This window comes from Shouchella sp. JSM 1781072 (genome assembly GCF_041949915.1).
Lineage (GTDB): Bacteria > Bacillota > Bacilli > Bacillales > Bacillaceae_D > Shouchella.
Genome location: NZ_JBHFQE010000002.1, coordinates 660397 through 686393, shown reverse-complemented (window position 1 = coordinate 686393; position 25997 = coordinate 660397). Strand labels below are relative to the sequence as shown.

Genomic DNA, 25997 nt, shown 5'->3' with positions numbered 1-25997 from the left:
TATTAGATTTAATTTATTATTAGAAAGTCAATGGTGGTTTTGGGGAAGCTTAGTGGGTGTTTTTTTTATTTTATTATTTCTGTCGTTACTTATTTTCAGCAGACCTAAGGCATGAGCGAGAGGAGTAGTTGTAGATGATTTCTATGAACAGTATTCATAAATCTTATAGAAATAAAAAGATATTTAGTGATTACGATTTAAGTGTAGAAGATGGTGAATTCATATGCATAATGGGGAGAAGTGGATCAGGTAAGACAACTCTACTTAATCTACTGAGTATTATAGACAAACCAGACAGTGGTGATATAAAGATTTTAGGATATAAAAATCCACAAAAAAAAATATTAAGAGGTTTAAGGAGAGACCATTTCGGATTCGTCTTTCAAAATTATGTGTTGCTAAATGATAAGACACTATACCAGAACTTGTTGATCTCAAGACCAAATTTCAAGTCGAAGGTTAAATTAGAATCCGAATTCTCAAAAGCACTGGAAAGGGTTCAACTTGATAGTTCACTTCTTCATAGACCCGTATATGAATTAAGTGGTGGTGAACAACAACGGCTTGCAATAGCTAGAGTTCTATTAAAACCATTTAGTATAATTTTTGCAGATGAGCCTACAGGAAATTTAGATGATGTAAATAAACAAATTATTTTTGATTTGTTTAGGGAGATTCAGGAACGAGGAAAGACTATTGTTTGTGTTACACATGACGAATCTTTTGCAGAGCAATCGAACAGAATCGTAAGGATATAGGATATAATTCAATCGATGTTCATCGATGCTTATCTAAACAGAGACGTTTCCGGTGTTATCTAACTTTGGATAACACCTTTATTATTTTTCGAATAGAGTCCATATAATTGTGTGAAAGAATACATATGACTAGCCCAATCCGGTACAGTATTTTTTACACCACTAAAAACATACCAGAAGGCAAATCATATGAACCAAATGCTGTTTAAAATAAAAAATGAAGAGATATGAAGCTAATTGATACATCTGTAAATGACCAAACTGCTGAGTGGTTAGCGTGGTGAAGTATCTAGTTTCGGCTGTGGCTCTAGAGTTAGTGGTCGGAGAGGCGGATTAAGCTTCCGACGAAAAGGTGGCGGGAGAAAATTTAAAAATGGAGGAGTCCAAAATAAATTTCCCCCTTTTACCATTCTCCGTAACACGGTTTAAACAGATTGGCTGTTTTTAAATGATCGTCCTTCTCTGTTATAGTAAACGTATGGAAGCTAGTAAAATGAATAACCTAGGAGATGCAATGATCTAGTGGAAAGTAGGATGATACACATGAATATTTATATAAGTGATTCAGCGGCAAAGTGGTTCAAGGATGATTTTGCAATGGGTGAAAATGATAAAATTAAGTTTTTCTCGAAAGTATACGGTTCAAGTCCAGTACAAGAAAATTTCGCGTTAGGATTCATGGCAGAAGATGCGCCGAATAAAATAGCCGTTAAAACAGAAGTAAACGGCGTTGAATTTTTTGTAGAAGATGACGATGTCTGGTTTTTTGATGGGCACGATTTGTATGTAGACTACAACGAAGCTGAAGATGAATTAACGTTTGATTATAAGAAATAAGAGGCGAAGTGGGATGGTTGCTATCATTCTACTTTTATTTTTCTATTTAGAGAAAGAGAGGCACTTATCATATGGCTGATTATATAAAGGATATTCGTGAGTTAATAGGGAAACGACCGTTCATTCTTGTTGGTGCAACCATCCTTGTCTTTAATGAGTCTGGTGATATCTTGCTTCAACACCGGAAAGATACTGAAGAGTGGGGCTTGCCTGGAGGTGTAATGGAGCTTGGTGAAAGCTTTGAAGAAACGGCAGAACGGGAGTTGTTTGAGGAAACAGGGTTGCGTGCGGAGCGCTTAACTTTTGTAGATGTTATATCAGGTAGAGATTACTATTTTAGATACCCAAACGGTGATGAAACATACAATGTAAGTGGCGTTTATCGAGCTGAAGGAATAAGTGGAGATTTAGGTGGAAGTGATGGTGAGAGTCTAGCACTTGCTTATTTTTCTAAAACCAAGCTTCCAGAGAAAATAGATTCCCGAGCGAAATTGATTTTGGAAAAGCACTATAAATAAATGAATTCTAAAACTCAAGGTTAGTTCAAAAAACGAACGATCTAATTAAAATGGCGAACGCTTTCACCACAGGCAAGAGCGCAACATCCGTTTGTCTTCGGACTCGTGCGGTCCCCCAGGAGCCATCGCCATTCAATAAGCCGAATGTTTAAAACAATGCTCTTGTTCATCGAAAGAAGGGGAAGTTATTCAAATAAAAAAATTAAAAATGTATGAAAATGAAGCAGTGGCGCCTTTTTCTAAGGTATCGGCTGCTTTTTTTGTTCTAGAAACCATTTTATGGATTGCTAAAATAAATCGTTTGCGTATAATTGATAATGAATATCATTATCGATCTTGGAGGGAAATAGTGTGAAGACAGCAAGTACATTACTATCGGTGGTAGCAATTGGGTTATTGGCAGCTTGTGGAGACAGTGAATCGAGTTCAGAAGAAACGAATCAAACGGGTGAAGAGGGTATCACGGTTTCAGACATACATGGTGAACAAACGTTTGAAACGGTACCTGAAAAAGCGGTAGTACTTGACTGGATTTTTGCGGAAAATCTTTTGTCGTTCGGAATTGAGCCAACTGGAATGGCTGAAATTGAGTCGTATCAGGAATGGGTTGATATCGGGTCAGATGGGTTAAGCGATACGGTAGATGTTGGCTCTCGCTCTGAACCGAATCTAGAAGCGATTGCGCAATTAGAACCAGATGTTATCTATGCGATTGATTTTCGAGCAGATGCGATGATGGAAGAGTTAGAGAAAATTGCACCGGTTCTCGTTTACAACCCTTACCCAGAAGAAAATTTAGGGTTAACCCAGTATGACGAGATGGAAGAGACATACATAGAAATGGCGAAATTATTTGATAAGACCGATGAAGCGAATGATGTGTTAGCTGATTTGGAAGCGACATATGAAGAAGCGGAACAAGCTTTATCTGAAATTGATTTAGAGACAAGAGAGTTTGCACTTACGATGGCTTATAGCGATAATCAAGCTCCAGCTTTTCGAATTTCAACGCCTAATGCTCTTGCTGTTGAAGTACTAGAACGGATGGGGTTAGAAAATGTGTACGATACGGGCACGTTTGAACCGTATGGCTTTTCAACGGTAGGGGTAGAAGAGTTCACAAAAGTAGAGGATGCCAACCTTCTTCATATTGTTCAAGGGGATGACAATGTGTTTGAGAATCAGTTACAAGATAACTCGGTTTGGAATGATCTGACGTTTACGAAGGAAGGTCGTGTCTATGCATTAGGCGGAGACACATGGCCTTACGGTGGTCCTTTATCAGCTGAAAAACTTGTACACCGCACGTTAGAAGTGTTAGACCAGTAAAGATGACTGGACGTACGCTTCATAAGAGTAAGTCTTTGCTTTCCTTTTTGCTTGGTAGTTTGGCTCTTTGTATCTTATCAATCATCCACCTTACTCAGGGCCAAGCAGATGTCACCATGGTTGATTTGCTTTCAAGCTGGGATCAAAGAACCGAAGCCATTATGGGCGTCCGCCTGCCGCGAGTCATTATTGGAATTTTGGCAGGAGGCTGTTTGGCAATGGCTGGGCTCGTCCTACAAACAATGACAAGAAACCCGCTCGCTTCAGCAGGAACGTTAGGGATTAATGCAGGTGCGTATTTATTTGTTGTGATTGGTGCGCTGTTTTTTCCTGGAATGAACACGTCTTTTCTTTTTTCTTTTTTAGGCGCTTGTTTTGCCGCGTTTCTCGTGTTTATGCTTGCAGGAAAAACGATGTCACCAGTCCGAGTTGTATTGACCGGTATGATTATCACCTTATTGTTTGGTGCGTTAACGAGTAGTCTTCAACTCATGTATGAACAAGAATCGAATGGCTTGTTTTTATGGGGCGCGGGTACGCTTATGCAAAATGATTGGTCAGGCGTCACTTTTATCTGGCCGTTTGCTCTCGTATTAGGTGGGCTTGCGTTTTTTACAGGAAAATCGTTCGATCTTGTTCACCTTGGAGATGAAGCTGCAAAAGGATTAGGTGTACCGGTAGGATTGGTGAAAACGTGGGGGTGGGCATTAGGTATTCTTCTTGCCGCTGCGACAGTTAGTGTGGTGGGACCAATTGGTTTTATCGGGTTAATGGCACCGCATCTTGTTCGATTAATGGGCATTCGTGGTCATCGTCTTCAATTCATCCATTCTTTTTTGTGGGGTGCAGTCATTCTCATTGCGGCTGATGTGCTCTCGAGAATGATTTCACCTAACAGTGAACTGCCGGTTGGAGCGATGACGGCTTTTATTGGCAGTCCTTGGTTAATGTATTTGGCTTACAAAGCAGCAAGGAAGATGAGGAGCGATAAGCAAAAGTTAAATAGCGCAAAAAAAGCAGCTCGCCCTGTCTTGGTGACGGCCGTTCTTCTATGTCTTTCAGCCATTGTCGGTTTTATCTCCATTTCTTTTGGAGGTGGTCAGTTTACAAGCATTCAAGAAATGGTCTCAGGTAAAATGTTTGATCATGTTACGGTCCAATTTCGGTGGCCGAGAGTGCTCGTGTCCTTTTTGGTTGGAGCGTTGTTAGCGTTATGTGGTGCCTTGCTTCAAAATGTGTTAAAAAATCCGTTAGGAGACCCATCCATCATCGGAATTACTTCTGGAGGGGGAGCGGGAGCCCTTTTAATCTTGGTAGTATTCCCATCTCTCCCTTTTTTCTTTTTACCATTAGGCGCTTTAACAGGTTCGATTGTTGCTGTGCTAATCGTTGTACTTGCAACGCGACGATCAGGGTTTGAACCGATCTCTTTAGCGTTGATGGGGGTAGCAGTTTCTGCGATGGCGTCTGGTGTTATTCAAATCTTAACAGTGAAGGCAAGCTTAAGTGTCTCTCCAGCGCTCGTTTGGTTGGCAGGTACTACGTATAGTTCAACGTGGAATCATGTCTATTGGTTGCTGTTGATGCTTTTCATACTTGTTCCGCTCACATTTCTAATATGCAAGCATTTAAATGTACTTGCTTTTTCAAATGAGGTGTCGATTTCTTTAGGATTAAAGGTGAAGCTATATCGACTATTGTCCATTGGGATTGCCGTTCTAATTGGAGCGATCTGCGTATCGATTGTAGGGGCAATTGGATTTATCGGTCTTCTCGCGCCACATGCAGCGCGAGCTTTAGTAGGCTCGGCGTTTCAAAGAGTCATTCCAGTCGCGATGATGATTGGCGGAACGCTTTTAATTCTTGCGGATTTTCTTAGTCGGTTTATAATGTATCCGACAGAAATTCCTTCTGGCTTACTCATTGCACTGGTCGGTGCACCTTACATTTTATACGTCATGCGAAAGCTTTAGTCTTACCGATTCGATGTTTTCTACAGGTCACGCTTAGGTGTGGCCTTTTTTATGTAAATTCATTGGCATATGCATTCAAAATGAATCGCGTCATCAACGGATTTGTTAAAATCAGTTGTTTTTTTGTGAACAAAGCTCACATCAAACGAGCATCGCGCAAACGAAGAGATAAACCCGTAATCCTGTAAAGGTATGCAAAATCAATAGGTGTTTGCACGATCATATCCTTCTTTCAGCACAACATTTTTATAGTATTCATTTAAAGTAGTTCGTTTTTTTGGATAATTTGTACAATGACGTTTTGATTCAAAATCATCTATTATGAAAAAAACAAAAGGAAGAAGCTTTCCTTGAAACGGAGTGATTGAGTTGGCTAGAAGTGTCCTAACCAGTTCAGGTGGAGCCGGGATTTCAAAAAAAAGGCATATTCGAGAAAAGCGAGCGACTAAAATGCTTGGTGGATTTTCTCAAACAATCGTGCCACCAGTACTTGCATTTGTTATCGGTCTTGCGGTTTGGCAGTTTGGCGTCATGTTGTTAGACATTCCTCCCTATATTATGCCAACTCCAGTTCATGTTGTAGAGGCGGGAATTGAAAACTGGACAAGTTTATCGACAGCCTTATTATCGACAGTGACTTCATCGATTATCGGCTTTATTGCCAGTGTAGTGTTTGGGATCGGGGCAGCGGTGCTCATGGCGAGTTCAAAAATGATTGAACGAGGGGTTTACCCGTATGCTGTTATTTTGCAAACAATCCCAGTGGTAGCCATTGCGCCTATTATTGTAATTTGGTTTGGATCTGGTTTTAACGCGATTGTTATTATATCATTTCTGATCGCATTTTTTCCGATGGTATCCAACACCTTAATTGGATTAAATGCAACGGATCGAAATATGAAGGATATGTTTCATTTATACCATTCATCTAGTTGGCAAATGATGTGGAAATTAAGATTTCCGGCTGCTCTCCCTTACATCATTGCAGGTATGAAAATTTCTTGTACATTAGCCGTAGTAGGAGCGATTGTTGGTGAGTACATTGCTGGAGTTGGCGGTGGAGCAGGCGGTCTAGGTTATGCGATTACGGTTGCTTCAACAAGACTGCAAACGCCGTATTTATTTACGTTAGGTCTATCTGCAGCAGTTTTCGGTGTTCTATTCTTTATTCTGGTTAGCACACTTTCTAGGTTATTACTAAAATCTTGGCATGAATCGGAAATTCGTTCGTAAGGGGGAATGGATATGGTCGCAGTCAAAACGTCATCAGAAACGAATACGCTTATACAATTATCCAATGTTAGCAAAGTGTTTGATAACGGTGTAACCGCATTAAAAAATGTTCATTTAGCGATAAAAGAAGGGGAGTTTGTTTCGTTCGTTGGTCCTTCTGGCTGTGGGAAGTCGACGATTTTTAAAATCATCGCAGGCCTTAGCGAGCCAACGAGCGGAACTGTTGAATTACAAGCTCATTCAGCAACGGAAAAACTGGATCAATCGGATATTGGATTCGTATTTCAACATGCAACGCTTTTACCTTGGCGATCTGTTATTGATAATGTAGCGCTTCCTTTAGAGTTAAAAGGGATAGGAAAGCGTGAGCGTCGTAAGCAAGCAAAGGCTGTCTTAAACCTTGTTGGCTTAAACGACTATGAGACTTCGCTGCCACGGCAATTATCAGGAGGCATGCAAATGCGTGTGTCAATTGCCAGGGCGCTTATTGCAAAACCAAAACTCTTGTTAATGGACGAACCCTTTGGAGCGCTAGATGAGATAACGCGACAGACGATGCATTATGAGTTGTTAAAGATTTGGGAAAAGACGAATATGACGGTGTTATTTATTACGCATAATGTGTTCGAATCTGTTTTTTTGTCCACACGAATAGCCGTAATGAGTGCACGTCCAGGGCGTGTGACAGATGTGCTTGATGTACCAGATTACGAGAAAAATGATTCGTTTAGAAGCACACCTGAATTTAGCAAATTAGTTGGTGAGGTTTCCAAAGGGTTACAACATGAATAGAAGGTTGGGATGATATGAAACGATTGATGATATTCGGTGGATTTGTGTCGATGTTTTTAATTTCAGGTTGTGCCTTAAATAGTCAAGGCGCAGAAGACGATGGATCGATTAAATTAATTCTTAACTGGTTTCCAAAAAGCCAGATGGGAGGGTATTATGCTGCGGATACGGAAGGATATTACGAAGAGAATGGATTAGAAGTAGACATTCAACCTGGTGGACCGGAAGTTTCTGCTATTCAGCAAGTGGTCGCAGGTGATGGGGACTTTGGACTTGCTCATGCGGATCAATTACTACTTGCTCGAAATGAAGGAATGGAACTTGTGGCGATTGCTGCAACGATGCAGAATAGCCCACAAGTGCTCATGACCCATGAAGGACATGGGCTAGAAAATTTTGAAGATCTTAATGGACGAACTGCTTATATTGAGTCAGGGATCCCATATTGGGAGTACTTAACAAACCACTATCAGTTAGATGAAGTGAACGAAGTCTCGTATTCTGGTCAGTACGTCAATTTCGTCACTGAAATGGAAGCCGTTAGTCAAGCTTATGAGACATCAGAACCTTATTGGATGGAGAAAGAAGGAATCAATACCGAAACATTGCTTCTCTCAGAGTCTGGTTATAATCCGTACAACGTTGTGATGTTCACTACGAAAGAGTATCTAGAAAAAAACGAAGAGGTGGTCGCAAATTTTGTAGACGCTTTTACAGAGGGTTGGACGTATTATCGAAACAACTATCAAGACGTTAATGAAGTGATTATGGAAGCAAACGGAGAAATTGCTTTAGATGATTTAGAATTTGAAGCTGAGACACAAGAACCGTTTATTTTTGGCGGCGATGCAGAAACATATGGTTTTGGCTATATGGATGAGTCTAGGTGGGAAACATTAATTGAACAGCTTTATTCATTAGAGTTAATTGACGAGCCCGTTCAATCCACAGAAGTATTTACCAATGAATTTTTACCGGAATGATTCAATCACTCAAAACGTATGAAAGAAATGCTGACACGAATCCACAAAGAAAAGACTGTATTTTCTATACTATTTAAAAATTAAGTTTAGAGAGGAGCCTTTATGTGGATACGATCCATTTATTAGTCAAACACCTTGCAGCATGTAAACAACGAACCATTATGGCGACAATTGTTGACGTAAAAGGGTCTGCTTATCGGAAAGAAGGCACCTCGATCTTGATTCAAGAAGATGGGTTCGAAGTAGGTGTCCTGAGTGCTGGTTGCTTGGAACCTGACATCTCAGCTCGGTTTAATGATGTGTGGGAAAACGGTGCACGTATGTATGAATACGACATGAGGGAAGCAGACGCTTTTACGTGGGGCATAAATAATAGTGGTTGTAATGGGATTCTTACGGTTTTAGTTGAACCTGTTACGGAACAACTCTATAACGATTTAATGAAAGTGAAACAGTGTTTAGCGCTAGGTCGAGAAGTGTGGATCACAAAAAAAATTCACGAGAATCGAGTGTTAGCCTCTTATCAGCCAGAAGACGGAGATTCGTTTGGGAACTGGAACAAGGGTCTCCCTGAACGTACTTCAAATAAGAGTCAAATGGTCCATTCTGTATTCTTTCATCGCTATGTACCACGCCAACACTTGTATGTATTTGGAGCAAATGTTGATGCTCGTCCGCTCGTCCAGTTTGCTGTAAACGTTGGCTTTCAAGTGACGGTATACGATTGGCGTCCACGGCTTTGTACAAAAGAACACTTTCCCGAGGAAACCAAGTTCATAACAGGTTTTCCGTCTGAGATCCTTCCGACACTGACCTTCAATAAAACCGATTCCGTCATTCTGATGACGCACCATTTTCAGTATGACCAAGAAATTTTATCATGCTTGCTAGATATAGAACTTCGGTATATTGGGGTGTTAGGTTCTCAAAAACGAACAAAACGATTGCTTGGTACAGATGTTGTTCCCGCTGCCATTACTTCACCTATCGGTCTAGAGATTCAAGCTGAGAGTCCAGAAGAGATTGCCATTAGCGCTGTGTCCGAATTAATAGCGATATCCAAGAAAGTCGAGAAAGAAACGTATGATTCATCGATCTTATTGTAGCGATTAGGAAGGGGATTTTATGTTGTGGATGCAGAGGAAGATGATACGTGACTAATGCAGAAGGAGTAACAACTGTTGTCTTTACCCCAATATCTATTGAGGATGCGGTAAAGATAAAAGCGGAAACAGAGGATAGTACCTATATTGCTGGCGGGACGCTTTTGCAGCTACAGCGAGAACAAGGAATTCCGTTATCCGCTCATTTAATTAGCCTCGAAAAGATTCACGATATTCATACAATTGAAGAACGAGATACGCATATTTTCATTGGTGCAGGCATGACACTTTCACAATGTATCGCAAGTAGTATCGCTCAAGATGATTTGCCACTTTTCGTAGAAGCGCTGCAAACGATTGCCGCCCCAGCTGTTCGAAATCGCGCTACCATTGGCGGGAATATGGCGTATGCCATGGGTGACATGCATGTCGTATTCCTTTCTATGAACGCACAAGTCGTCACGTTTGATGTGAATAGCGGGTATCAGGAGCATTCTTACGAAACATGGATTGAAGATGGTCCTAGTGCAGGTTTAATCATTGGCGTCACCATTCCAAAAGGAAAACAAGAACACTCTTTTTATAAAAAAGTTGGTTATCGGCAATCGTTTACGTTATCTGCTCTAACAGTAGCATTCAATTTAACTTTAACTAAAGCTGGTACCGTTGAAGAAGTCATCGTTGCCGTAAGTGGCGCTATGTTACCCCCACGGCGCTTAAAACAAAGCGAAGAAACCTTACAAGGTCAGCGAGTCTCTCAAGAAGTTGTAAGGCAAATGGATAAACAGGTGAACGAAGAGTTTTCTACGTTTTTATTGAAACACGATGAGTTTCCTTACCAACAGCGAGTAGCGGCAAACGTCATCACTGCGCACTTAACAAGCATTGAGGAGGAAAACCGTTATGACAAAACAACGTATAAGGCCTGACGGCGTTCCGAAAGTAACAGGTCAGCTAACATATATGACGGATCTTACTTTTCCAAACATGCTTTATGGAAAAGTATTACGAAGTGCTTTTCCACACGCCAACATTATACGACTATCAACAGATCGTGCAGAAAAGCTACCTGGCGTAAAGGCAGTGATTACCCATCAAGACATTCCAGGCTTAAATGGATTTGGAATCATCTTTCCTGATCAGCCGGTGTTATGTGATAAGCGCGTGCTTTATGTTGGGGATGCCATTGCAGCTGTAGCAGCGGAGAGCATTGAAGTGGCGACTGCTGCAATAGCATTGATTGAGGTTGAATACGAGCAATTAGACGTGTTGGATCATCCTCAAAAAAGCCTTGATCCTCTTGCGCCGAAACTACGAAAAGAAGGCAACATCCTTCATCGGAATGGCTATAAAAAAGGAGATGCAGAAGCAGCATTTGAAAACTGTGATTTGATTGTTGAAGAAACCTATTCAGTGCCAAGGCAGATGCACACATATATGGAGACAGAAGGTGGAGTCGTCGTTCCCGAAGCGGATGGATGTATCACGGTATATATGGGAACGCAACACGGGTTCAAAGACCGGTTTCAGCTATCTAGAATACTTGATCTTCAAGAGGAAAAGATCCGGATCGTTTCTAGTCCAATGGGTGGTTCGTTTGGCGGAAAAGATGAATTAAATGTTCAACCGTATGCTGCTTTATTAGCATTAAAAACAGGAAGATCTGTGAAGCTTCACCAGACGCGGCAAGAGTCATTCGTTTCAGGGATTAAACGTCACCCAATGGAAATTACAGTGAAAACAGGTGTGAATGGGGATGGATTCTTAATGGCTCATGAAGTGAAAATTGTGGCAGACACTGGTCCGTATGCTACCTTAGGACCAGCTGTTTTAGATTTTTCGATTGAGCATGCTGCTGGACCTTATAAGATTCCTCATGTATCGGTTGATGGGCTTTCGGTCTATACAAACAATGCGGTTGCAGGGGAGTTTAGAGGATTTGGAGGAAATCAAATTACGTTTGCTCTAGAAGGTCAAATGGACCGCTTGGCTGATTTACTAGACATGTGTCCGATTGATTTTAGAAAACTCAATGTGCGTGGGACGACCGATGAAGGCCCTCTAGGACAGAGGATTGTTCCGACATCTGGTGCTTTAGATGTGTTAAATAGAGCAGAAGATTATTTGTTAAGAGAACGTGATGAACCGAGTTCTCCTCACACAAAAAGAGGGAAAGGTATTGCCATTTCCATGCATGGTGGTGGTTTAGGTTATGGACGCCTAGATACCGCAGGAGGAAGGCTATCACTGACAAACAAGGGGAAAATTGAAATCTCGTTTGGATTTGAAGAGTGCGGGCAAGGAATTCTTGCGGTAATTGAAGAGATTTTAACAACGGAAATTGGGTGTTCAGAAGAAGATATTCAAGTTGTGATTGGAGATACGGATCGGGTGCCACTGTCTGGCTCAACGACTGCGTCAAGGGGAACAAGTATGGTTTGGCACGCGGTTAAACGCATGAAAGGTACATTTAACCAAGATATGATAAGCCTGGCAGCCAGACGTACGAATAGGCCTGAAGAAAAATTATATTTAGGAAAAGGAGGTGTATATGAGGGAAGGGAAAGAATCATTTCGTACATTGAATTAGGCGAAGCGGAATCCCTGCCTACTGTAACAACAACATTTAATTTTCCAACAACACCAGATGCAGTAGACGGCGGGCACTACCTCTATACATTTTCGATGACATTTTCAGAAGTAGAAGTTGATCTTCTAACAGGTCAGATAAAAATCATTTGTCTTGATCAAGTGATTTCTGCTGGCCCTGTTGTAAACGAACGAGGGTATAAGGGCCAAATTGAAGGCGGCGGTGTAATGGCGCTTGGCTATGCCGTTATGGAAGATGCTCATATGGTTGAAGGCTATTATACAAAAGAAAACCTTGATAAATATATGATTCCAACGATTACAGATGTGCCGTTCTCTATGGGAGTTGAACCGATCGAACGGTTACCAGAGGGGGACGAACATGGTCCACGAGGAGTTGGAGAAATTGGCACGATTGCGGTTGCTCCTTCTATTGTGAAAGCGATACATGACGCGACGGGAGTCTGGGTGAATCAACTTCCAGTTTCGCCTCTTGCTCTTTTGCAAGAGATGGAAAGGAGAAAAGAGCCATGGACCGTACAATAGAAGCACATACATTTGAATTAAACATAATGCTGAACGGTGAGGACGTAGTGCGAACAGTCGCCTACACTGATCGGTTAGTGGATATTATTCGCGAGACACATACGGGAACAAAAGTGTCGTGTGGAATAGGAAGATGTGGGGCATGTTCTGTATTAATGAACGATCAACTTGTGAATGCTTGTCTTGTGATGGCGTATCAAGCAGATGGTGCAGAGATCATCACGATTGAAGGAATCAGTCATGATGGGCAGGATCCTGTTCAACAAGCTTTTTTAGAAGAAGGTGGCTTTCAATGTGGCTACTGCACACCTGGGATGATTCTAGCAGTAAAAGCGTTACTTATCGAAAAGCCAAAGCCAACCGACGAAGAAATTATTCAGGGATTGTCAGGAAATGTGTGTAGATGCACGGGCTACGCAGGTATTATCCGAGCCGTTAAAGCAGCTGCAGAAGTATAGGAGGTATGGATGACACAGGTCACATTGTCAGAGTTAAATCATGTAAAAGAAAGTCGGTTTGCATCCGAATTAGCAGATATATTTGAAGAGTCTATTTGGATTGCTGAAGAAACAGCAAACAAGCGACCGTTTTCAACGGTTGAGAAGCTACATCAAAGCATGGTGGATGTTGTTGAACAAGCAAGTAATGATAAAAAGCTACGGTTAATTCGAGCGCATCCGCAGTTAGGAAGCCGAGAAAGAATGGGTGATTTATCGACGAACGAACAAAGGAAAGTGGGCCTTAACCAATTGGATAATAAGGAATATGAAGACTTCATTGCATTAAACAATTTGTATATGAACACGTTTCAGTTTCCTTTTATTGTTGCGGTTAAAGGAAAAACGAAAACCGACATTTATTGCGACATCAAAGAGAGGTTGCAAGCCTCGAAAACAGACGAGATCAAACGAGCTTTAGATGAAATTTATAAAATTGCTTATTTTCGATTATATGATCGGGTGAAAGATGAGAACAGAATAGAAGGGATGAAGTAGAAATGGAAAACAATGAGCGACTGATATCGTATGGAAAAGGAAATGTATTTGCTTACCGAACGTATTTATCGCCACTCGTAGGTGTTACAACCATTCCAGAATCAACGTTTACGGGAAGAGACAATACCATTTTCGGTTTAAATGTTACGGTTGAAGTAGGAGGCGACGCTTTCTTACCTTCTTTTTCAGAAGGGGATAATCAAATGGTCGTAGCAACCGATTCGATGAAAAATTTTATCCAGCGTCACTTGGCTACTTTTGAAGGAAATAATGTTGAACATTTCGTTCGGTACGTGGCAGAGTCTTTTCTCAATACTTATGATCACATTGAAACGGTGAAACTAGTTGGAGAAGTACTTCCATTTGAAAGTGCTTTGACGACGATTGACGGCGAAATTAATCTGAGTAACCTTGTCTTTAAGCGATCGCGCAATGAACGTTCTCAAAGTGTCATAGAACTTGTGAGGGACCAAGGGGCTTACCAGATTAAAAGTCAGTATAGTGAAGTGCTTGATCTTCAATTTGTAAAAGTAAAAGATAATTCGTTTGTTGGTTTTATTCGGGATGAATATACGACGCTTCCTGAAGACGGGAATCGTCCATTATTTGTTTATTTGGATATTGCTTGGGAATATGAGCAAGAAGCAGATGCTAGTGGGCTACATCCGCATACGTATGTTGCTTCTGAACAAGTGCGTGATCTTGCAAGCACAATCTTCCACCAAACATCTTCACCCTCCATTCAACGATTAATTTACGAAATTGGCTGCCGTGTTTTAGAACGGTTTCCGCAATTACAGGAAGTGACCTTCAAATCCCAGAATCGAACATGGGATACGGTTGTTGAAGACATTCCTGGTTCGGAAGGGAAAGTCTATACAGAACCGCGCTTACCATTTGGCTTTCAGCGGTTTACAGTTAACCAGTCTGATTTACAAAACCATTTAAAGCGAAAAGAAGCGATAAAGTCGATATGAAAGGAATTACAACACATATATTAGATCTGTCAAAGGGAGCACCAGCCCAAGGTGTGCGTATAAAACTGTATCGAATTCTGGATGATAACCGTCAATTCATTCGTGAAGCGGAAACGAATAGAGACGGGCGTGTGGACGTTCCACTTATTTCCGAGCAAGAGCTTGAAGCAGGAGAATACGAGCTTGTCTATTTTATAGGTGCTTATTTTAAGCATGAAAACAAAGCCACATTTTTTTCGAATATACCGGTACGATTTGTTGTAACCAGCCGAAACGAGCACTACCACGTTCCGCTGCTACTATCGCCGTGGGGGTATCAAATCTATCGAGGTAGTTAAAACGATTGATGAGGGTGCAAGCGCGACATAGGTTCGCGCTGTGCTTTCGTTCACTGGATGTTAATTATCATCATTGCTTATTATGAAGAGACGGTTCAAAATAAGAAACAGATAAAGCTTGCTTTGTTTATAACTGGTCTAGCTCTATGGCTTGGAAGTTGGTTATATATGCTGGTGCAAATTTTAAGAGTCTATTAAAGTTGTCTTTTTTGACTTGTCATGCACTTCAACCGAAGTTTTGCGTACTAAGAAATACGGCAAGAATAATCATAGCCAAACCAGTTACACGATCCAAATTGTTTTTAATTTTTGGTGTGATTTTAGATTTCTTTAACTTGTCTCCAGAAAACGCATACAGGCAAGCAAAAAAGAATTCAATTCCAATATAAATCAAGCCTATCACAATAATATTGATTCCTATTCCTTCTTGAGTGGTTTGAATAAATTGTGGCAGGAAAACGGCAAACAACAGATATGCTTGTGGATTTAAACATGCAACAGTAAATTCTTCTTTGCATAGTCGAAAGGAAGTTTTGTTTACCTCCTCTTTTTCTTCGCCTTCCTTACCTTCTGAATGTTTTTCGCGGATAAGCGTACGTACTCCAATCCATGATAAATAAAGAACACCAGCCCATTTGATAAAAGTTAGCACATAGGGAGAAGTTGAAATGAATAACCCGACACCAATTGATACAGCTATAATCATAATTGCAAAAGCTGAAAATCTTCCAACCATTCCATGAATTGCTTTCTTGATGCCATGTTGCAGCCCATTTCGAAGGGATAATACCTGATTAGCGCCAGGGATGGAAGCCATCAGTACCGAAGCAATAAAGAACGATGTCCAATTAATATGATTGACCACAGAGCTGTGAAATTCTAACATATGCCACTTCCTTTTTTATTGTTAGATTAATAGGTTCCGTTTTAAGGTGATAGCCATTCGAATGCAACAAAGATACGTGCATCTTCTTTATGAAACGAGACAGTTATCACCCTATGCATTAAGATAGAAGAAACAAAATGAAAGGGTGTTCAGTAAATGAGAGAATTGTCTTTAACGTCATGGAGTTTGAATCGATTATTAGGGCCTCTTTATTGGAACGAATGGGACGACGTAAATCAAACAATTACTACCGTTGTTGAAGAACAACCACAAGTATATTCTTTAATAGAAATGCCTCAACTGTTAGCGAATCAAGGTTTTCATGCGATGGAGATTATCCATCCTCACTTTCCCTCTACAGATATAGACTACCTTCATGAATTACGGACAGCTTTTGAAAATGCGAATATCCGCCTTCATTCTATTTTAATCGACTATGGAGACATTAGTACGAGAGATCGTGCGAGGCAAACAGCCGATTACGCTTTTTTAAAAGAGTGGGTGAGTATCGCTGCAACAGTTGGCGCAAAGTATGTTCGAATTATAGGAGGAGAAGCAAGGTCGGATGATCAAGAAGGTCTAGAACTGGCGACGGCGCAACTCGCTTCTTTAGTAAATGATGCCAAGCAAAAAGGAGTAGGGATTTTAACTGAAAACTTTAAATCGTTAACAGAAACGGCGGAGAACTGCGTATATTTAAAAAAACATACTGGCATTGACGGACTCATTACAGACTTTGGAAACTTTACAGGTGCGACAAAAGTACAGTCGATTCAACAAACCATTCCTCATAGTAAATCTATCCACGTTAAAGCACTAGAGAATGAGGATGGGACGATTAATCAAGCTGAACTCAAGGGGAATCTTGATGTAGCGAAGGAAATGAACTACGAGGGTCCTTTAACCATTGTGTACGATGGCCTAGACGATATGTGGGCTGGTATTAATAGGGTAAAAGAAATTGTAAAAGCGTATATCTAGGTATGGAGACCTTTGCTATAAGAAGCAGAGGTCTTTTTTTTCGATGAATGAAGCGTATGTACGATAGTGATTCATACATTGTTATGCTAAAATGGTACATTATTAAAGAAAGGATGAGAAAAACTATTTTCTGACTATTTTAATTACATAATAAATGCAAAGGTGGTCTTGGAATGGAAGAAACGCCCTCTTTTTATTCACTTAGTGAAACAGCCGTTACTGTGAATCTAGGTAGCGTGGTAAGTCCAACTGTACAAGCTCGTGTTCAGCAGTTGCTTATGGATCTTGATAACGATCCCTTTCAAGGGTATCAAGAATCTGTTCCAAGTTATATTGGACTAACAGTTTTCTATGAACCTATGAAAATTGCTGCAAATGAGCAGGATGCCGCAAGTGAAGTCATCTCCATTTTAAAAGAACGCGTCAAACAGATAAAGGATCAGATGAACGCTTCTAACGGAAAACATGTCACGATCCCGGTTTGTTACGACCTTGACTATGGGCTCGACTTAGACGATGTTGCAAAAAGGAATGGCTTAACCCGAGAAGAAGTGATCCATATTCATACATCTGGTGATTATCTTGTTTATATGATTGGATTTGCGCCTGGTTTTCCGTTTTTAGGTGGGATGGATGAACGGATTGCAACCCCGAGGCATGCGCAGCCGAGAACGGAAATTCCAGCGGGGTCAGTTGGAATTGCAGGAGGGCAAACAGGGGTTTACCCGTTTACCACACCTGGTGGTTGGCAGCTTATTGGGCAAACGCCGCTCTCTCTTTTTTCTGCAAGTCGAGAGGTCCCGAGCTTATTACAAGCTGGAGATCGCGTTACATTTAAAAAGATATCAAAAGAGGAATTTTTGCAAATGAAAGAAGGCCAATAATGAGTTTATATATCGAAGAAGGTGGGCTATTCTCAACCGTCCAAGATTTAGGTAGAAAAGGTTATCTTCACCAAGGTGTGGTCGAAAGTGGTGCAATGGATCGTGCTGCGGCCCGAAATGCTAATCTTGCAGTTGCGAATGAAGAGAACGCGGCAGTCCTTGAAATGACGCTTATTGGTCCTAGTGTCGCATTTCAAACAACGATGCTCATTTGTATGGTAGGCGATGGAATGACGCCATATCTTGACGGCACACCGTGCTCGACTGGCTACCCTTATATTGTGCCCGCTGGAACCTCGCTCACATTTAAGGCGAAAAAAGCAGGGATGCGTACGTATTTGGCGATTGCAGGCGGCATTGACGTCCCTGTTGTCATGAACAGTAGGAGCACCTATATGCGAGCCGAAATAGGTGGATATGAAGGGCGGAATTTGCGTAAAGGGGATTGTCTTAAAATTGGACAACCTCATCCACTAGTTCGCCCCATGATTGAAAAAATGAAGCACGAAAAAAAAGGTTGGAAAGCAAATTGGCATATTCAATTTCCTGTTACTGAGGCAATGGAAGCGAACAGGCATGTGATCCGAGCTTTACCAGGTACGCATTTTGACCGTCTGAACGAAGAGAGTCAGCAGCAGTTATTTCAATCGTCTTTTACTGTGAAAAATCAATCAGATCGTATGGGTTATCGTCTACAGACAGAGTCATCTATTTCGTTTAAAGAATCATTCAGCCTCTTATCGGAAGCTGTTGCCCTTGGTACCGTTCAAGCGCCCCCAGATGGGCAGCCGATTATCTTAATGGCGGACCGACAAACAACAGGAGGGTATCCTCGTGCACTACAAGTTGCTTCTGTTGATATAAGCAAACTTGCGCAACTTCGTCCTGGTCAATCGTTTACGTTCTCACAAATTACGCTAGCGGAGGCAGAGAAGCTATATAGAGAGTATGAAAAGGCGCTGAAGATACGAAAAAGAGGCTTGTTATTAAGGTGGGAGCAAGCGTATTAAAGGAGGAATGAGGAACATGACAGAACGGGATGAACAAATGAATCAAATTCGAAAAGGCATCTATACTAGCCCTACGTCAGGCTTAGCGCATGGATATGCACAGGCAAACCTTGTTGTGTTACCTAAGAAAGACGCGTATGATTTTCTCTTATTTTGTCAGCGGAACAAACAAGCTTGTCCGCTCTTAGATGTCACGGACGTAGGGTCTGCGGTGCCGAAAATAATTGGAGCAAATGCTGATATCCGAACAGATCTTCCTCGCTACCGTGTCTACCGTTATGGGGTGTTAACCGAAGAGCGGACCGATATAAACAGTCTCTGGGAGGACGATATGGTAGGGTTTCTTATCGGTTGTAGCTTTACGTTTGAAGATGCATTAATAGCAAACAACATCCCAATTCGTCATCAACAAGAGAAGGTGAATGTACCGATGTATGAAACCTCGATCCCATGCGAGGCTGCAGGAATATTCTATGGGAATGTTGTTGTGAGTATGCGACCTGTATCAGAAGAGCAAGCGGTCCGAGCATCGCTTGTAACGGCTCGTTTTCCGTCCGTTCATGGTGCGCCTATCCATATAGGAAATCCAGCTGCCATTGGAATTACAAACATACATAAGCCAGATTTTGGCGATCAAGTGACGATAAAAGAAGGGGAAGTTCCAGTATTTTGGGCATGTGGCGTAACCCCACAAGCTGTAGCGATGGCCAGTAAACCAGCGTTAATGATTACTCATGCACCCGGTCATATGTTTATCACGGAAATTAAAAATGAACAATTAGGAGTCTTATAGATGAACCATCCGATTAGCGATAAAGATCGTCGAAAATTTTTAACTGGAGCGATATTTTTAATGGCGACTTCTGCCATTGGACCTGCTTTTTTAACACAAACAGCTCGATTTACGGAGCAATTTCTCGCAAGTTTTGCGTTTGCCATCTTACTCTCACTTATCATTGATATTGGCGTGCAAATGAACATTTGGCGAGTCATTTCTGTCTCTGGAAAACGTGGACAAGAAATTGCGAATGCGCTTCTTCCGGGTCTAGGGTACGTGATTGCGGCACTTATTTTATTTGGTGGTTTCGCCTTTAATATCGCCAATATTGGCGGAGCTGCTCTCGGTCTGAACGTTTTGTTTAACTTACCGTTAGCAGTCGGAGGAGTCATTACGGCCGTTCTAACAATTGGTTTATTTTTATTTAAACGGTTTGGCCCTGTAATGGACCGGGTCATGCAAGTGTGCGGTGTCATTATGCTACTGATGGTAGGGTATGTAATGTTTAACACGAATCCTCCTGTTCAGGAAGCGGCTTATAGAGCGTTTGTACCTGAAAGCTATATGGTGCTCTTGTTGCCAATTGTCACGATCGTTGGTGGGACTGTCGGCGGGTACATTTCTTTTGCTGGTGGCCATCGGCTTGTAGACGCGGGAATTACAGGGAAAGAAAATGTCAAATTTGTTGGAAGAGCGGCAAACTTAGGGATACTAACAACAGGCTTAATGCGCGTATTCTTATTTTTAGCTGTACTTGGCGTTGTGACTGCTGGATACAGTCTCGACGAAAACAATCCAGCCGCAACGGTGTTTTTAGTAGGGTTAGGAGACGTCGGCTATTATCTTTTCGGTATCGTTTTATTTGCGGCAGCGATTAGTTCGGTCATTGGCTGTGCATACACGAGTGTCTCGTTTTTACGGTCGTTCCATCCAATTTTTGAGAAGCAAAATAACTTGTTTATTGCCGGATTCATTATTATATCTGCCGTTATCTTCATAACAATTGGACAACCTGTACAGCTGCTTATATTGGCAGGTGCTTTAAATGGGTTAATTTTGCCGATTGTGTTAACCACCATTTTAATTGCTTCTAGAAAAAAATCAATCGTCGGCGATTATCATCATCCGACTTGGTTGCTTGTGTTTGGGGTTTTAACGGTTCTTGTTACAATTGGTGCAGGGTATATTGCGCTTGAAGGTATTGTGAATTTATGGAATGGAAATGGATGACTTTAGAGGAGTGAAGGAAATGAACAAAACAGTTGATTTAAATAGTGATATGGGTGAGAGTTTTGGCGCCTACACAATGGGAAATGACAGTGAATTAATGACCTACATTTCATCTGCGAACGTAGCATGTGGCTTTCATGCAGGCGATCCTAAAACAATGCGCGCCACGGTTCAACGTGCATTAGCGTCTAATGTGGCGATTGGTGCCCATCCTGGCTTGCAAGATTTAATGGGGTTTGGTAGACGCCCAATGGAGATCACTCCTGATGAAGGATATGATCTCGTACTCTATCAAATTGGCGCCCTATTAGGTATGACACAAGCAGAAGGGGGGAAACTCCATCATGTGAAGCCTCACGGTGCTTTGTATAATATGGCAGCCAAGAATAAAGAGCTTGCGCTAGCAGTAGCAAAAGCCGTCTACAAACTAGATGCATCCCTTGTGTTATATGGCCTTGCTGGCAGTGCTCTCATTGATGCAGGCAGAGAAGTTGGTTTGCAGACAGCAAGTGAAGTATTTGCCGATCGGACGTACCAGTTAGATGGAAGTTTGACGTCGCGACGTTCGCCCGACGCCATGATTGTGGACGCCAACCAAGCGAGTAAACAAGTATTACGTATGGTACAAGAAGGCAAAGTCATGACCCAACAAGGTAAAGAGATTGATATTGAAGCAGACACGATCTGTATTCATGGTGATGGTGCCCATGCGCTTGCATTTGCAAAAGAGATTCACGCAAAAATTCAAGAAAGCGGTATAACGATCAAGCGAATAAAGGCGTAATCTATTGTGAGAAACCATCAGGCTTACTTCTGATGGTTTTTTAGTGTATCTTGCTTTAAGTCAGTCAGCGAGCGAAAAATAAGAAGCGTAATAAGAAAAAGGCATCACGTTATAACTAAGAAGGAGCAAGATCCCTTACGGAGTGATAGTAAATAATGGCTTGGGTGGGGTCGTGCGAGGAAAGCTATGTTATTCTTAAAAGAGAGAACAGACGATAAAGGGAGTGGTGAGTGATGAAGCGAATTGCGATTGATATGGATGAAGTGATGGCAGATTTTAATAAGAAACATCTTGCGTTGTTCAATGCAGATTATGGTGAAGCCTTAACAGTGGAGGATTTGCACGGAAAGAAACTACGGGAATTGCGCCCTAACCTCGTAAATGAAATTCGCGAATACCTAAAAGATCCTTCCTATTTTCGCGATTTAGAAGTAATTCAAGATGCCCAAGAAGTGATTAAAGAATTAAACGAATCGTATGAAGTGTATATTGCGACGGCCGCGATGCATTTTCCGTCATCTTTTACAGCGAAGTATGAATGGTTGCAGGAGCACTTCCCTTTTTTAGACGATCAGCATTTTGTGTTTTGTGGCGATAAAAGCGTCATTAAAGCAGATTATTTGATTGATGACAATGTGTATCAGCTGGAGCGCTTTACTGGAAAAGGTATCCTTTATACCGCTCCTCATAATGTTCATGAGGAACGATTCACGCGGGTCAATCATTGGCAAGATGTGAGGGACTATTTCTTGAAATAATAAAGATGTAAGGTTAATCGGATCTATTTTCGGTTTTCCTTACATTTTTTTATGTTGAATGTTGTTTCTGAAGGGAAGCTTCGCTGGCATAAGTTTTGCAAGTAAATCATTCGAGTGGATGTGGAACGAACTACGCTTAATCTAGTTAGGATAAGGGAGTGCATACATGCGACAAATGGTTTGGAGCGCCGTCTTATTGTTAATCTTCGTGCTTAGTCCGCAAATGGTTGAAGCTGGAACAACCGAATCTGGTTCCTATGGTGGCAAGAATTACAAACTATATCACCCAGACTCGGTTCAAGATTCAGGCGATGTACCGCTGGTCGTCATGTTACACGGGTGTACTCAAGATGCCAATCAGTTTGCAGCGGGTACACAAATGAATGCAGTTGCGGATCGAGAGGGATTTTACGTACTATACCCTGAACAAAGTGCCGCAGCAGATATGCAAAAATGTTGGAAATGGTTTGAAGCTGCTCATCAAGCAAGAGGCAGAGGAGAGCCGGCAACACTTGCAGGTTTAGTACAACAGGTGATAAACCAGAAAGAAGTAGATAGAGAAAAGGTTTATGTGACGGGACTTTCAGCAGGTGGGGCAATGGCAGGGATTATGGGTGCCACCTACCCAGATTTATTTTCTGGAATTGGTGTCGCTTCTGGACTTGAATACAAGGCAGGAACGACCCAGCTAGAAGGGATAATGGCTATGTCAAATGGAGGGCCAGACCCAGCTCGGCAAGGCCAGTTAGCGTTCCAAGCAATGGGGTCGCACGCAGAAGTTGTGCCAACCATTGTGTTTCATGGAACAGCTGATTACACTGTCAATGTGATCAATGGGAACCAAGTGCTAAGCCAATGGGCAAAAACGAATGATTTAGTACTTGGTGGACGAAGCCTTCTTACCGATCAAGCGGATGAAAAGATGAATCAGCAAGTACCAGGTGGACGTAGCTATTCAGAGGAACTCTATCGACATGGAGAAACAAAGGAGCTTCTGTTAAAAAAAGTACTTGTGAACGGAATGGGCCATGCGTGGTCTGGTGGGAGTACGGCCGGTAGTTATACAGATCCGAGTGGGCCAAATGCCAGTGAAATGATGTGGGCTTTCTTTTCGGATCTAGGTGAGGATGATAATGAACAGCCTGATCGGCCAACGGTTGTGGCAAATCCCGCTGGAGGTGTGTTTCGTGAACCTGTGACGGTGGCGGTGTCGAGTGAGACGGCGAAGGAGATTCGATGTCAGACTGACGGTCGTGAAGCCACCAGTGCGTCTCCTCTATACACAGAACCATTTCTGTTTGAAAAAACGACAACTTTATCTTGTATTGGTGTGACAGATGAGGGCACGGCCGGCACAATCCTAAAGGAAGTTTATCAAATTCAAGACGATGGAGACCCTATTGAAGAGATCGTGATTCAAGTAGAAGCGGCAAATTCGGGGTTTGTCGGGAGATTGGCGGCTGATGGTATCGGCTCACAACTGAAGGCTGGCGACAAAGGGATGTTTAATACTGATACATTTCGTTCGATTCTCTCTTTTTCAACTGCGGATGTTTCACAAGCCAGTAATGCGATGCTAAGAGTACCTATATCAGAAGTAGAGGGCAATGTGTCAGGGCTCGTTCTTGATGCAAAAAACAATTATTTTGGGAACAGCATGCAGCTAGAACGAGCTGATTTTGCTGCACCAGGAGATTATGTTGCCATTAGTCAAGCAACAGTTAAAAACGGCGATTCTTATGTGGAATTTACGTTACCTGCAAACGTTGTGCAGGCATTAACGAACCAAAAAGCCATGCAATTTCGCATACGAGCGACATCAACGGCGAGTTTTCAAGCAAACGTTGTCCATTTTAAGCAAGATAACGAAGGTGCGACGCTGCGAATAAAATAAAAAGAAGAGGTGCGCTTTATGCGGCACCTCTTCTTTTCTTTTCATTCCTCTGGTCGAGTACCAGGGTCCATTTGTTCACTTGTTGCTGTTCGTAACGGTTTTACTTTTAAATCTTTATCAATACGGATTTGGCAAGAAAGACGTAGATTATCAGCAGTAATCCCTTTTTTCTCACGGGCTGCTGCTTCTAATTCGCCGATCGGACCAGCGTCGCCATCCACGATCTCGCACAGGCAAGTCGTGCAGCGTGCTTTACCACCACAACGGTGTAGGATATCAACGCCATTGTCTTCTAATGCGAGCACAAGTTTTACGCCTTGTTCAGCTCGAAAGGTATGATAGCCTTCTGCATGAATCATGGGCATTGTCATCATCCCCCTTTTTCAATTGTTCATATCTAGTTTAGCATGAAAGCGAAGGTGATAGAACGTTAAGTTGAGAATGAAGTGTAGGGAGACGTGGCATGCATATCTATGTAAAACAGCTTAATTATTCAAGTCCATAATGAACAAGTAGCTGTATTTCTAAATGCTCAGCTTGCTCAAACGGCAAGACACGGCGTTTGTTGCGAACATAATCTTCAATTGCGCGAAGGTAAGCAGACAATTCACTCGTTGCGGTCGGCAAGAATTTTTGCGCGCGTTCTTCAACAGCACGTAAATCTTCAGCTGTGTACATCTTCTTCACTCCTATGAGGATTCTTTCTCCTAGTGTATAACCATATGGTCACCATAACTACTTAAGATCTGCTAAAGAATACGTAAAAGTCTCTTAACAGAGTGAAAAGTAACGGAGAATTGGTAGCAGATGTTTAAAATGAAACAAGTTGTGGGATACCAATTAGAATGTCAAAAAAATGGATAGGGGATTTCATATGCTTTGCCAATCAGATGACGAACTACAATTATTAGTGAACCAAGCGAGAGATGTGATTGAAGATGGGAAAGTGGCTGATTACATACCTGCATTAGCTAAAGCCGATAAAGATAAAGTTTCGATTGCGTTGTTTTATCCTGATGGCCGCTTTTATTCTGCAGGAGATACAAACGAAAACTTTACGCTACAAAGTATTTCAAAAGTTTTAGCGCTTGCGCTTGCCTTAATTGATAATGGAGAAGACTATGTGTTTGACCGTGTGGGAAAAGAGCCAACAGGTGATCCGTTTAACTCCATTGCGAAATTAGAAACGAATAAGCCATCTAAACCATTAAACCCTATGATTAATGCAGGCGCACTTGCTGTGACGCATATGATTAAGGGAGAATCGGTTAATCACCGTCTTGAACGGTTACTACAATTTATTCGTTGCTTATCAAATAATGAGACGGTTGCTTATAATGAAGAGGTAGCAAAGTCAGAATATGAAACAGCAGACTTAAACCGAGCTTTGGCCTTTTTTATGAAACAGCACGATGTCATAACCGAAGACATTGAAGGCTTAATTGATTTATATACAAAACAGTGTGCCATTGAGATGAATTGTAAAGACTTAGCGCGCATTGGCTGTGTACTTGCAATGGATGGACGTGACCCAGAAAACGATGAACAAGTGATTCCTGTAGATGTTGCACGCATTTGTAAGACCTTTATGGTGACATGCGGCATGTACAACGCGTCGGGAGAATTCGCAATCAATGTGGGTATCCCTGCAAAAAGTGGTGTTGCAGGAGGAATTATGGGTTCTATCCCGAAAAAATGTGGAATTGGTATTTGCGGACCTTCATTAGATGATAAAGGCAATTCCATTGCAGGCATTCGCTTACTTGAAATGATGTCACGGCAATATTCACTTTCGATGTTTTAAGCAGGAGTACGGGCTCC

At 41.7% G+C, this 25997-nt stretch carries 26 protein-coding genes and 1 pseudogene; 24 read left to right on the top strand and 3 right to left on the bottom strand.

Features of this window, described 5'->3' with window-relative positions; all coding sequences use genetic code 11:
- Positions 1-134 precede the first annotated feature (134 nt).
- From ACE1TH_RS13065 to ACE1TH_RS12995, 15 genes and pseudogenes are all read left to right on the top strand, one after another.
- On the top strand, positions 135-758 hold the full coding sequence (locus tag ACE1TH_RS13065) for an ABC transporter ATP-binding protein (RefSeq protein ID WP_255224438.1): 624 nt from the start codon (positions 135-137) through the stop codon (positions 756-758).
- 543 nt (positions 759-1301) lie between these two features.
- Positions 1302-1595 (top strand): HesB/YadR/YfhF family protein, encoded by a 294-nt coding sequence (locus ACE1TH_RS13060; protein ID WP_255224439.1) that lies wholly within the window; start codon positions 1302-1304, stop codon positions 1593-1595.
- Positions 1596-1666: 71 nt separating this feature from the next.
- Positions 1667-2113 carry an NUDIX hydrolase gene (locus ACE1TH_RS13055; protein ID WP_099303236.1) on the top strand — a complete coding sequence of 149 codons (447 nt, stop codon included), beginning with the start codon at positions 1667-1669 and terminating at the stop codon, positions 2111-2113.
- Between the two features lie 351 nt (positions 2114-2464).
- Positions 2465-3442 (top strand): ABC transporter substrate-binding protein, encoded by a 978-nt coding sequence (locus tag ACE1TH_RS13050; RefSeq protein ID WP_099303234.1) that lies wholly within the window; start codon positions 2465-2467, stop codon positions 3440-3442.
- A 2-nt stretch (positions 3443-3444) separates the two neighbouring features.
- A complete protein-coding gene (locus ACE1TH_RS13045; RefSeq protein WP_375079205.1) occupies positions 3445-5415 on the top strand; it encodes an iron ABC transporter permease in 1971 nt (656 codons plus the stop codon).
- A gap of 450 nt (positions 5416-5865) precedes the next feature.
- Positions 5866-6648, top strand: coding sequence for an ABC transporter permease (locus ACE1TH_RS13040; RefSeq protein ID WP_099303483.1), 783 nt, complete (start codon positions 5866-5868; stop codon positions 6646-6648).
- A 12-nt stretch (positions 6649-6660) separates the two neighbouring features.
- Entirely contained in the window at positions 6661-7440 is a 780-nt protein-coding gene (locus ACE1TH_RS13035) for an ABC transporter ATP-binding protein (RefSeq protein WP_375079204.1), read from the top strand.
- Positions 7441-7454: 14 nt separating this feature from the next.
- The gene (locus ACE1TH_RS13030; RefSeq protein ID WP_255224443.1) at positions 7455-8423 is read left to right on the top strand and encodes an ABC transporter substrate-binding protein; all 969 of its coding nucleotides are present in this window, start codon (positions 7455-7457) and stop codon (positions 8421-8423) included.
- Between the two features lie 104 nt (positions 8424-8527).
- Complete coding sequence (locus ACE1TH_RS13025) at positions 8528-9529, top strand: XdhC family protein (protein WP_255224444.1); 1002 nt, start codon at positions 8528-8530, stop codon at positions 9527-9529.
- Positions 9530-9576: 47 nt separating this feature from the next.
- A complete protein-coding gene (locus ACE1TH_RS13020) occupies positions 9577-10455 on the top strand; it encodes an FAD binding domain-containing protein (protein ID WP_255224445.1) in 879 nt (292 codons plus the stop codon).
- Positions 10430-12661 (top strand): xanthine dehydrogenase subunit D, encoded by a 2232-nt coding sequence (gene pucD, locus ACE1TH_RS13015; protein WP_375079203.1) that lies wholly within the window; start codon positions 10430-10432, stop codon positions 12659-12661. Before ACE1TH_RS13020 ends, pucD begins: the two co-directional genes overlap by 26 nt.
- Positions 12646-13119: a (2Fe-2S)-binding protein gene (locus ACE1TH_RS13010; RefSeq protein WP_255224447.1), complete on the top strand. Its 474-nt coding sequence runs from the start codon at positions 12646-12648 to the stop codon at positions 13117-13119. Before pucD ends, ACE1TH_RS13010 begins: the two co-directional genes overlap by 16 nt.
- Positions 13120-13128: 9 nt before the next feature.
- Positions 13129-14633: pseudogene (gene pucL, locus ACE1TH_RS13005) on the top strand (factor-independent urate hydroxylase).
- Positions 14630-14971 (top strand): hydroxyisourate hydrolase, encoded by a 342-nt coding sequence (gene uraH, locus ACE1TH_RS13000; protein WP_255224450.1) that lies wholly within the window; start codon positions 14630-14632, stop codon positions 14969-14971. Before pucL ends, uraH begins: the two are co-directional and overlap by 4 nt.
- 57 nt (positions 14972-15028) lie before the next feature.
- A complete protein-coding gene (locus ACE1TH_RS12995; protein WP_375079202.1) occupies positions 15029-15169 on the top strand; it encodes a hypothetical protein in 141 nt (46 codons plus the stop codon).
- 28 nt (positions 15170-15197) lie between these two features.
- Here ACE1TH_RS12995 and ACE1TH_RS12990 read toward each other — a convergent pair whose 3' ends face one another.
- Positions 15198-15857: a LysE family translocator gene (locus ACE1TH_RS12990; RefSeq protein WP_255224451.1), complete on the bottom strand. Its 660-nt coding sequence runs from the start codon at positions 15855-15857 to the stop codon at positions 15198-15200.
- 156 nt (positions 15858-16013) lie between these two features.
- Here ACE1TH_RS12990 and ACE1TH_RS12985 point away from each other — a divergent pair, with 156 nt between their 5' ends.
- The 8 genes from ACE1TH_RS12985 (at position 16014) to ACE1TH_RS12950 (ending at position 24176) form a co-directional block, all read left to right on the top strand.
- Positions 16014-16838, top strand: coding sequence for a sugar phosphate isomerase/epimerase family protein (locus ACE1TH_RS12985; protein ID WP_255224452.1), 825 nt, complete (start codon positions 16014-16016; stop codon positions 16836-16838).
- 173 nt (positions 16839-17011) lie between these two features.
- On the top strand, positions 17012-17722 hold the full coding sequence (gene pxpB / locus ACE1TH_RS12980) for a 5-oxoprolinase subunit PxpB (protein ID WP_255224453.1): 711 nt from the start codon (positions 17012-17014) through the stop codon (positions 17720-17722).
- Positions 17722-18732 carry a 5-oxoprolinase subunit C family protein gene (locus tag ACE1TH_RS12975; RefSeq protein WP_255224454.1) on the top strand — a complete coding sequence of 337 codons (1011 nt, stop codon included), beginning with the start codon at positions 17722-17724 and terminating at the stop codon, positions 18730-18732. Before pxpB ends, ACE1TH_RS12975 begins: the two co-directional genes overlap by 1 nt.
- A gap of 7 nt (positions 18733-18739) precedes the next feature.
- The gene (locus ACE1TH_RS12970; protein WP_099303203.1) at positions 18740-19525 is read left to right on the top strand and encodes a putative hydro-lyase; all 786 of its coding nucleotides are present in this window, start codon (positions 18740-18742) and stop codon (positions 19523-19525) included.
- Complete coding sequence (locus ACE1TH_RS12965; protein ID WP_099303201.1) at positions 19526-20740, top strand: NRAMP family divalent metal transporter; 1215 nt, start codon at positions 19526-19528, stop codon at positions 20738-20740.
- A 19-nt stretch (positions 20741-20759) separates the two neighbouring features.
- Positions 20760-21524 (top strand): LamB/YcsF family protein, encoded by a 765-nt coding sequence (locus ACE1TH_RS12960; RefSeq protein ID WP_099303199.1) that lies wholly within the window; start codon positions 20760-20762, stop codon positions 21522-21524.
- Positions 21525-21757: 233 nt separating this feature from the next.
- The gene (locus ACE1TH_RS12955) at positions 21758-22282 is read left to right on the top strand and encodes a 5' nucleotidase, NT5C type (protein ID WP_099303197.1); all 525 of its coding nucleotides are present in this window, start codon (positions 21758-21760) and stop codon (positions 22280-22282) included.
- A gap of 166 nt (positions 22283-22448) precedes the next feature.
- A complete protein-coding gene (locus tag ACE1TH_RS12950) occupies positions 22449-24176 on the top strand; it encodes an extracellular catalytic domain type 1 short-chain-length polyhydroxyalkanoate depolymerase (protein ID WP_255224456.1) in 1728 nt (575 codons plus the stop codon).
- A 41-nt stretch (positions 24177-24217) separates the two neighbouring features.
- Here ACE1TH_RS12950 and ACE1TH_RS12945 read toward each other — a convergent pair whose 3' ends face one another.
- Both ACE1TH_RS12945 and ACE1TH_RS12940 read right to left on the bottom strand, forming a co-directional pair.
- Positions 24218-24541 carry a 2Fe-2S iron-sulfur cluster-binding protein gene (locus tag ACE1TH_RS12945; protein ID WP_141556802.1) on the bottom strand — a complete coding sequence of 108 codons (324 nt, stop codon included), beginning with the start codon at positions 24539-24541 and terminating at the stop codon, positions 24218-24220.
- A gap of 124 nt (positions 24542-24665) precedes the next feature.
- Entirely contained in the window at positions 24666-24854 is a 189-nt protein-coding gene (locus tag ACE1TH_RS12940; RefSeq protein ID WP_099303193.1) for a hypothetical protein, read from the bottom strand.
- Between the two features lie 196 nt (positions 24855-25050).
- On the opposite strand from ACE1TH_RS12940, the gene glsA reads away from it, so the two are divergent.
- Positions 25051-25980, top strand: a complete 930-nt coding sequence (gene glsA, locus ACE1TH_RS12935; RefSeq protein ID WP_255224457.1) for a glutaminase A — start codon at positions 25051-25053, stop codon at positions 25978-25980.
- Positions 25981-25997 lie beyond the last annotated feature (17 nt).

Excerpts from the sequence above, each read along its gene's own strand:
- ACE1TH_RS13065 (WP_255224438.1), top strand. The coding sequence starts at position 135 with ATGATTTCTATGAACAGTATTCATAAATCTTATAGAAATAAAAAGATA.
- ACE1TH_RS13060 (WP_255224439.1), top strand. The coding sequence starts at position 1,302 with ATGAATATTTATATAAGTGATTCAGCGGCAAAGTGGTTCAAGGATGAT.
- ACE1TH_RS13055 (WP_099303236.1), top strand. The coding sequence starts at position 1,667 with ATGGCTGATTATATAAAGGATATTCGTGAGTTAATAGGGAAACGACCG.
- ACE1TH_RS13045 (WP_375079205.1), top strand. The coding sequence starts at position 3,445 with ATGACTGGACGTACGCTTCATAAGAGTAAGTCTTTGCTTTCCTTTTTG.
- ACE1TH_RS13040 (WP_099303483.1), top strand. The coding sequence starts at position 5,866 with ATGCTTGGTGGATTTTCTCAAACAATCGTGCCACCAGTACTTGCATTT.
- ACE1TH_RS13035 (WP_375079204.1), top strand. The coding sequence starts at position 6,661 with ATGGTCGCAGTCAAAACGTCATCAGAAACGAATACGCTTATACAATTA.
- ACE1TH_RS13030 (WP_255224443.1), top strand. The coding sequence starts at position 7,455 with ATGAAACGATTGATGATATTCGGTGGATTTGTGTCGATGTTTTTAATT.
- pucD (WP_375079203.1), top strand. The coding sequence starts at position 10,430 with ATGACAAAACAACGTATAAGGCCTGACGGCGTTCCGAAAGTAACAGGT.
- ACE1TH_RS13010 (WP_255224447.1), top strand. The coding sequence starts at position 12,646 with ATGGACCGTACAATAGAAGCACATACATTTGAATTAAACATAATGCTG.
- uraH (WP_255224450.1), top strand. The coding sequence starts at position 14,630 with ATGAAAGGAATTACAACACATATATTAGATCTGTCAAAGGGAGCACCA.
- ACE1TH_RS12995 (WP_375079202.1), top strand. The coding sequence starts at position 15,029 with ATGTTAATTATCATCATTGCTTATTATGAAGAGACGGTTCAAAATAAG.
- ACE1TH_RS12990 (WP_255224451.1), bottom strand. The coding sequence starts at position 15,857 with ATGTTAGAATTTCACAGCTCTGTGGTCAATCATATTAATTGGACATCG.
- ACE1TH_RS12985 (WP_255224452.1), top strand. The coding sequence starts at position 16,014 with ATGAGAGAATTGTCTTTAACGTCATGGAGTTTGAATCGATTATTAGGG.
- pxpB (WP_255224453.1), top strand. The coding sequence starts at position 17,012 with ATGGAAGAAACGCCCTCTTTTTATTCACTTAGTGAAACAGCCGTTACT.
- ACE1TH_RS12975 (WP_255224454.1), top strand. The coding sequence starts at position 17,722 with ATGAGTTTATATATCGAAGAAGGTGGGCTATTCTCAACCGTCCAAGAT.
- ACE1TH_RS12970 (WP_099303203.1), top strand. The coding sequence starts at position 18,740 with ATGAGGAACATGACAGAACGGGATGAACAAATGAATCAAATTCGAAAA.
- ACE1TH_RS12965 (WP_099303201.1), top strand. The coding sequence starts at position 19,526 with ATGAACCATCCGATTAGCGATAAAGATCGTCGAAAATTTTTAACTGGA.
- ACE1TH_RS12960 (WP_099303199.1), top strand. The coding sequence starts at position 20,760 with ATGAACAAAACAGTTGATTTAAATAGTGATATGGGTGAGAGTTTTGGC.
- ACE1TH_RS12955 (WP_099303197.1), top strand. The coding sequence starts at position 21,758 with ATGAAGCGAATTGCGATTGATATGGATGAAGTGATGGCAGATTTTAAT.
- ACE1TH_RS12950 (WP_255224456.1), top strand. The coding sequence starts at position 22,449 with ATGCGACAAATGGTTTGGAGCGCCGTCTTATTGTTAATCTTCGTGCTT.
- ACE1TH_RS12945 (WP_141556802.1), bottom strand. The coding sequence starts at position 24,541 with ATGCCCATGATTCATGCAGAAGGCTATCATACCTTTCGAGCTGAACAA.
- ACE1TH_RS12940 (WP_099303193.1), bottom strand. The coding sequence starts at position 24,854 with ATGTACACAGCTGAAGATTTACGTGCTGTTGAAGAACGCGCGCAAAAA.
- glsA (WP_255224457.1), top strand. The coding sequence starts at position 25,051 with ATGCTTTGCCAATCAGATGACGAACTACAATTATTAGTGAACCAAGCG.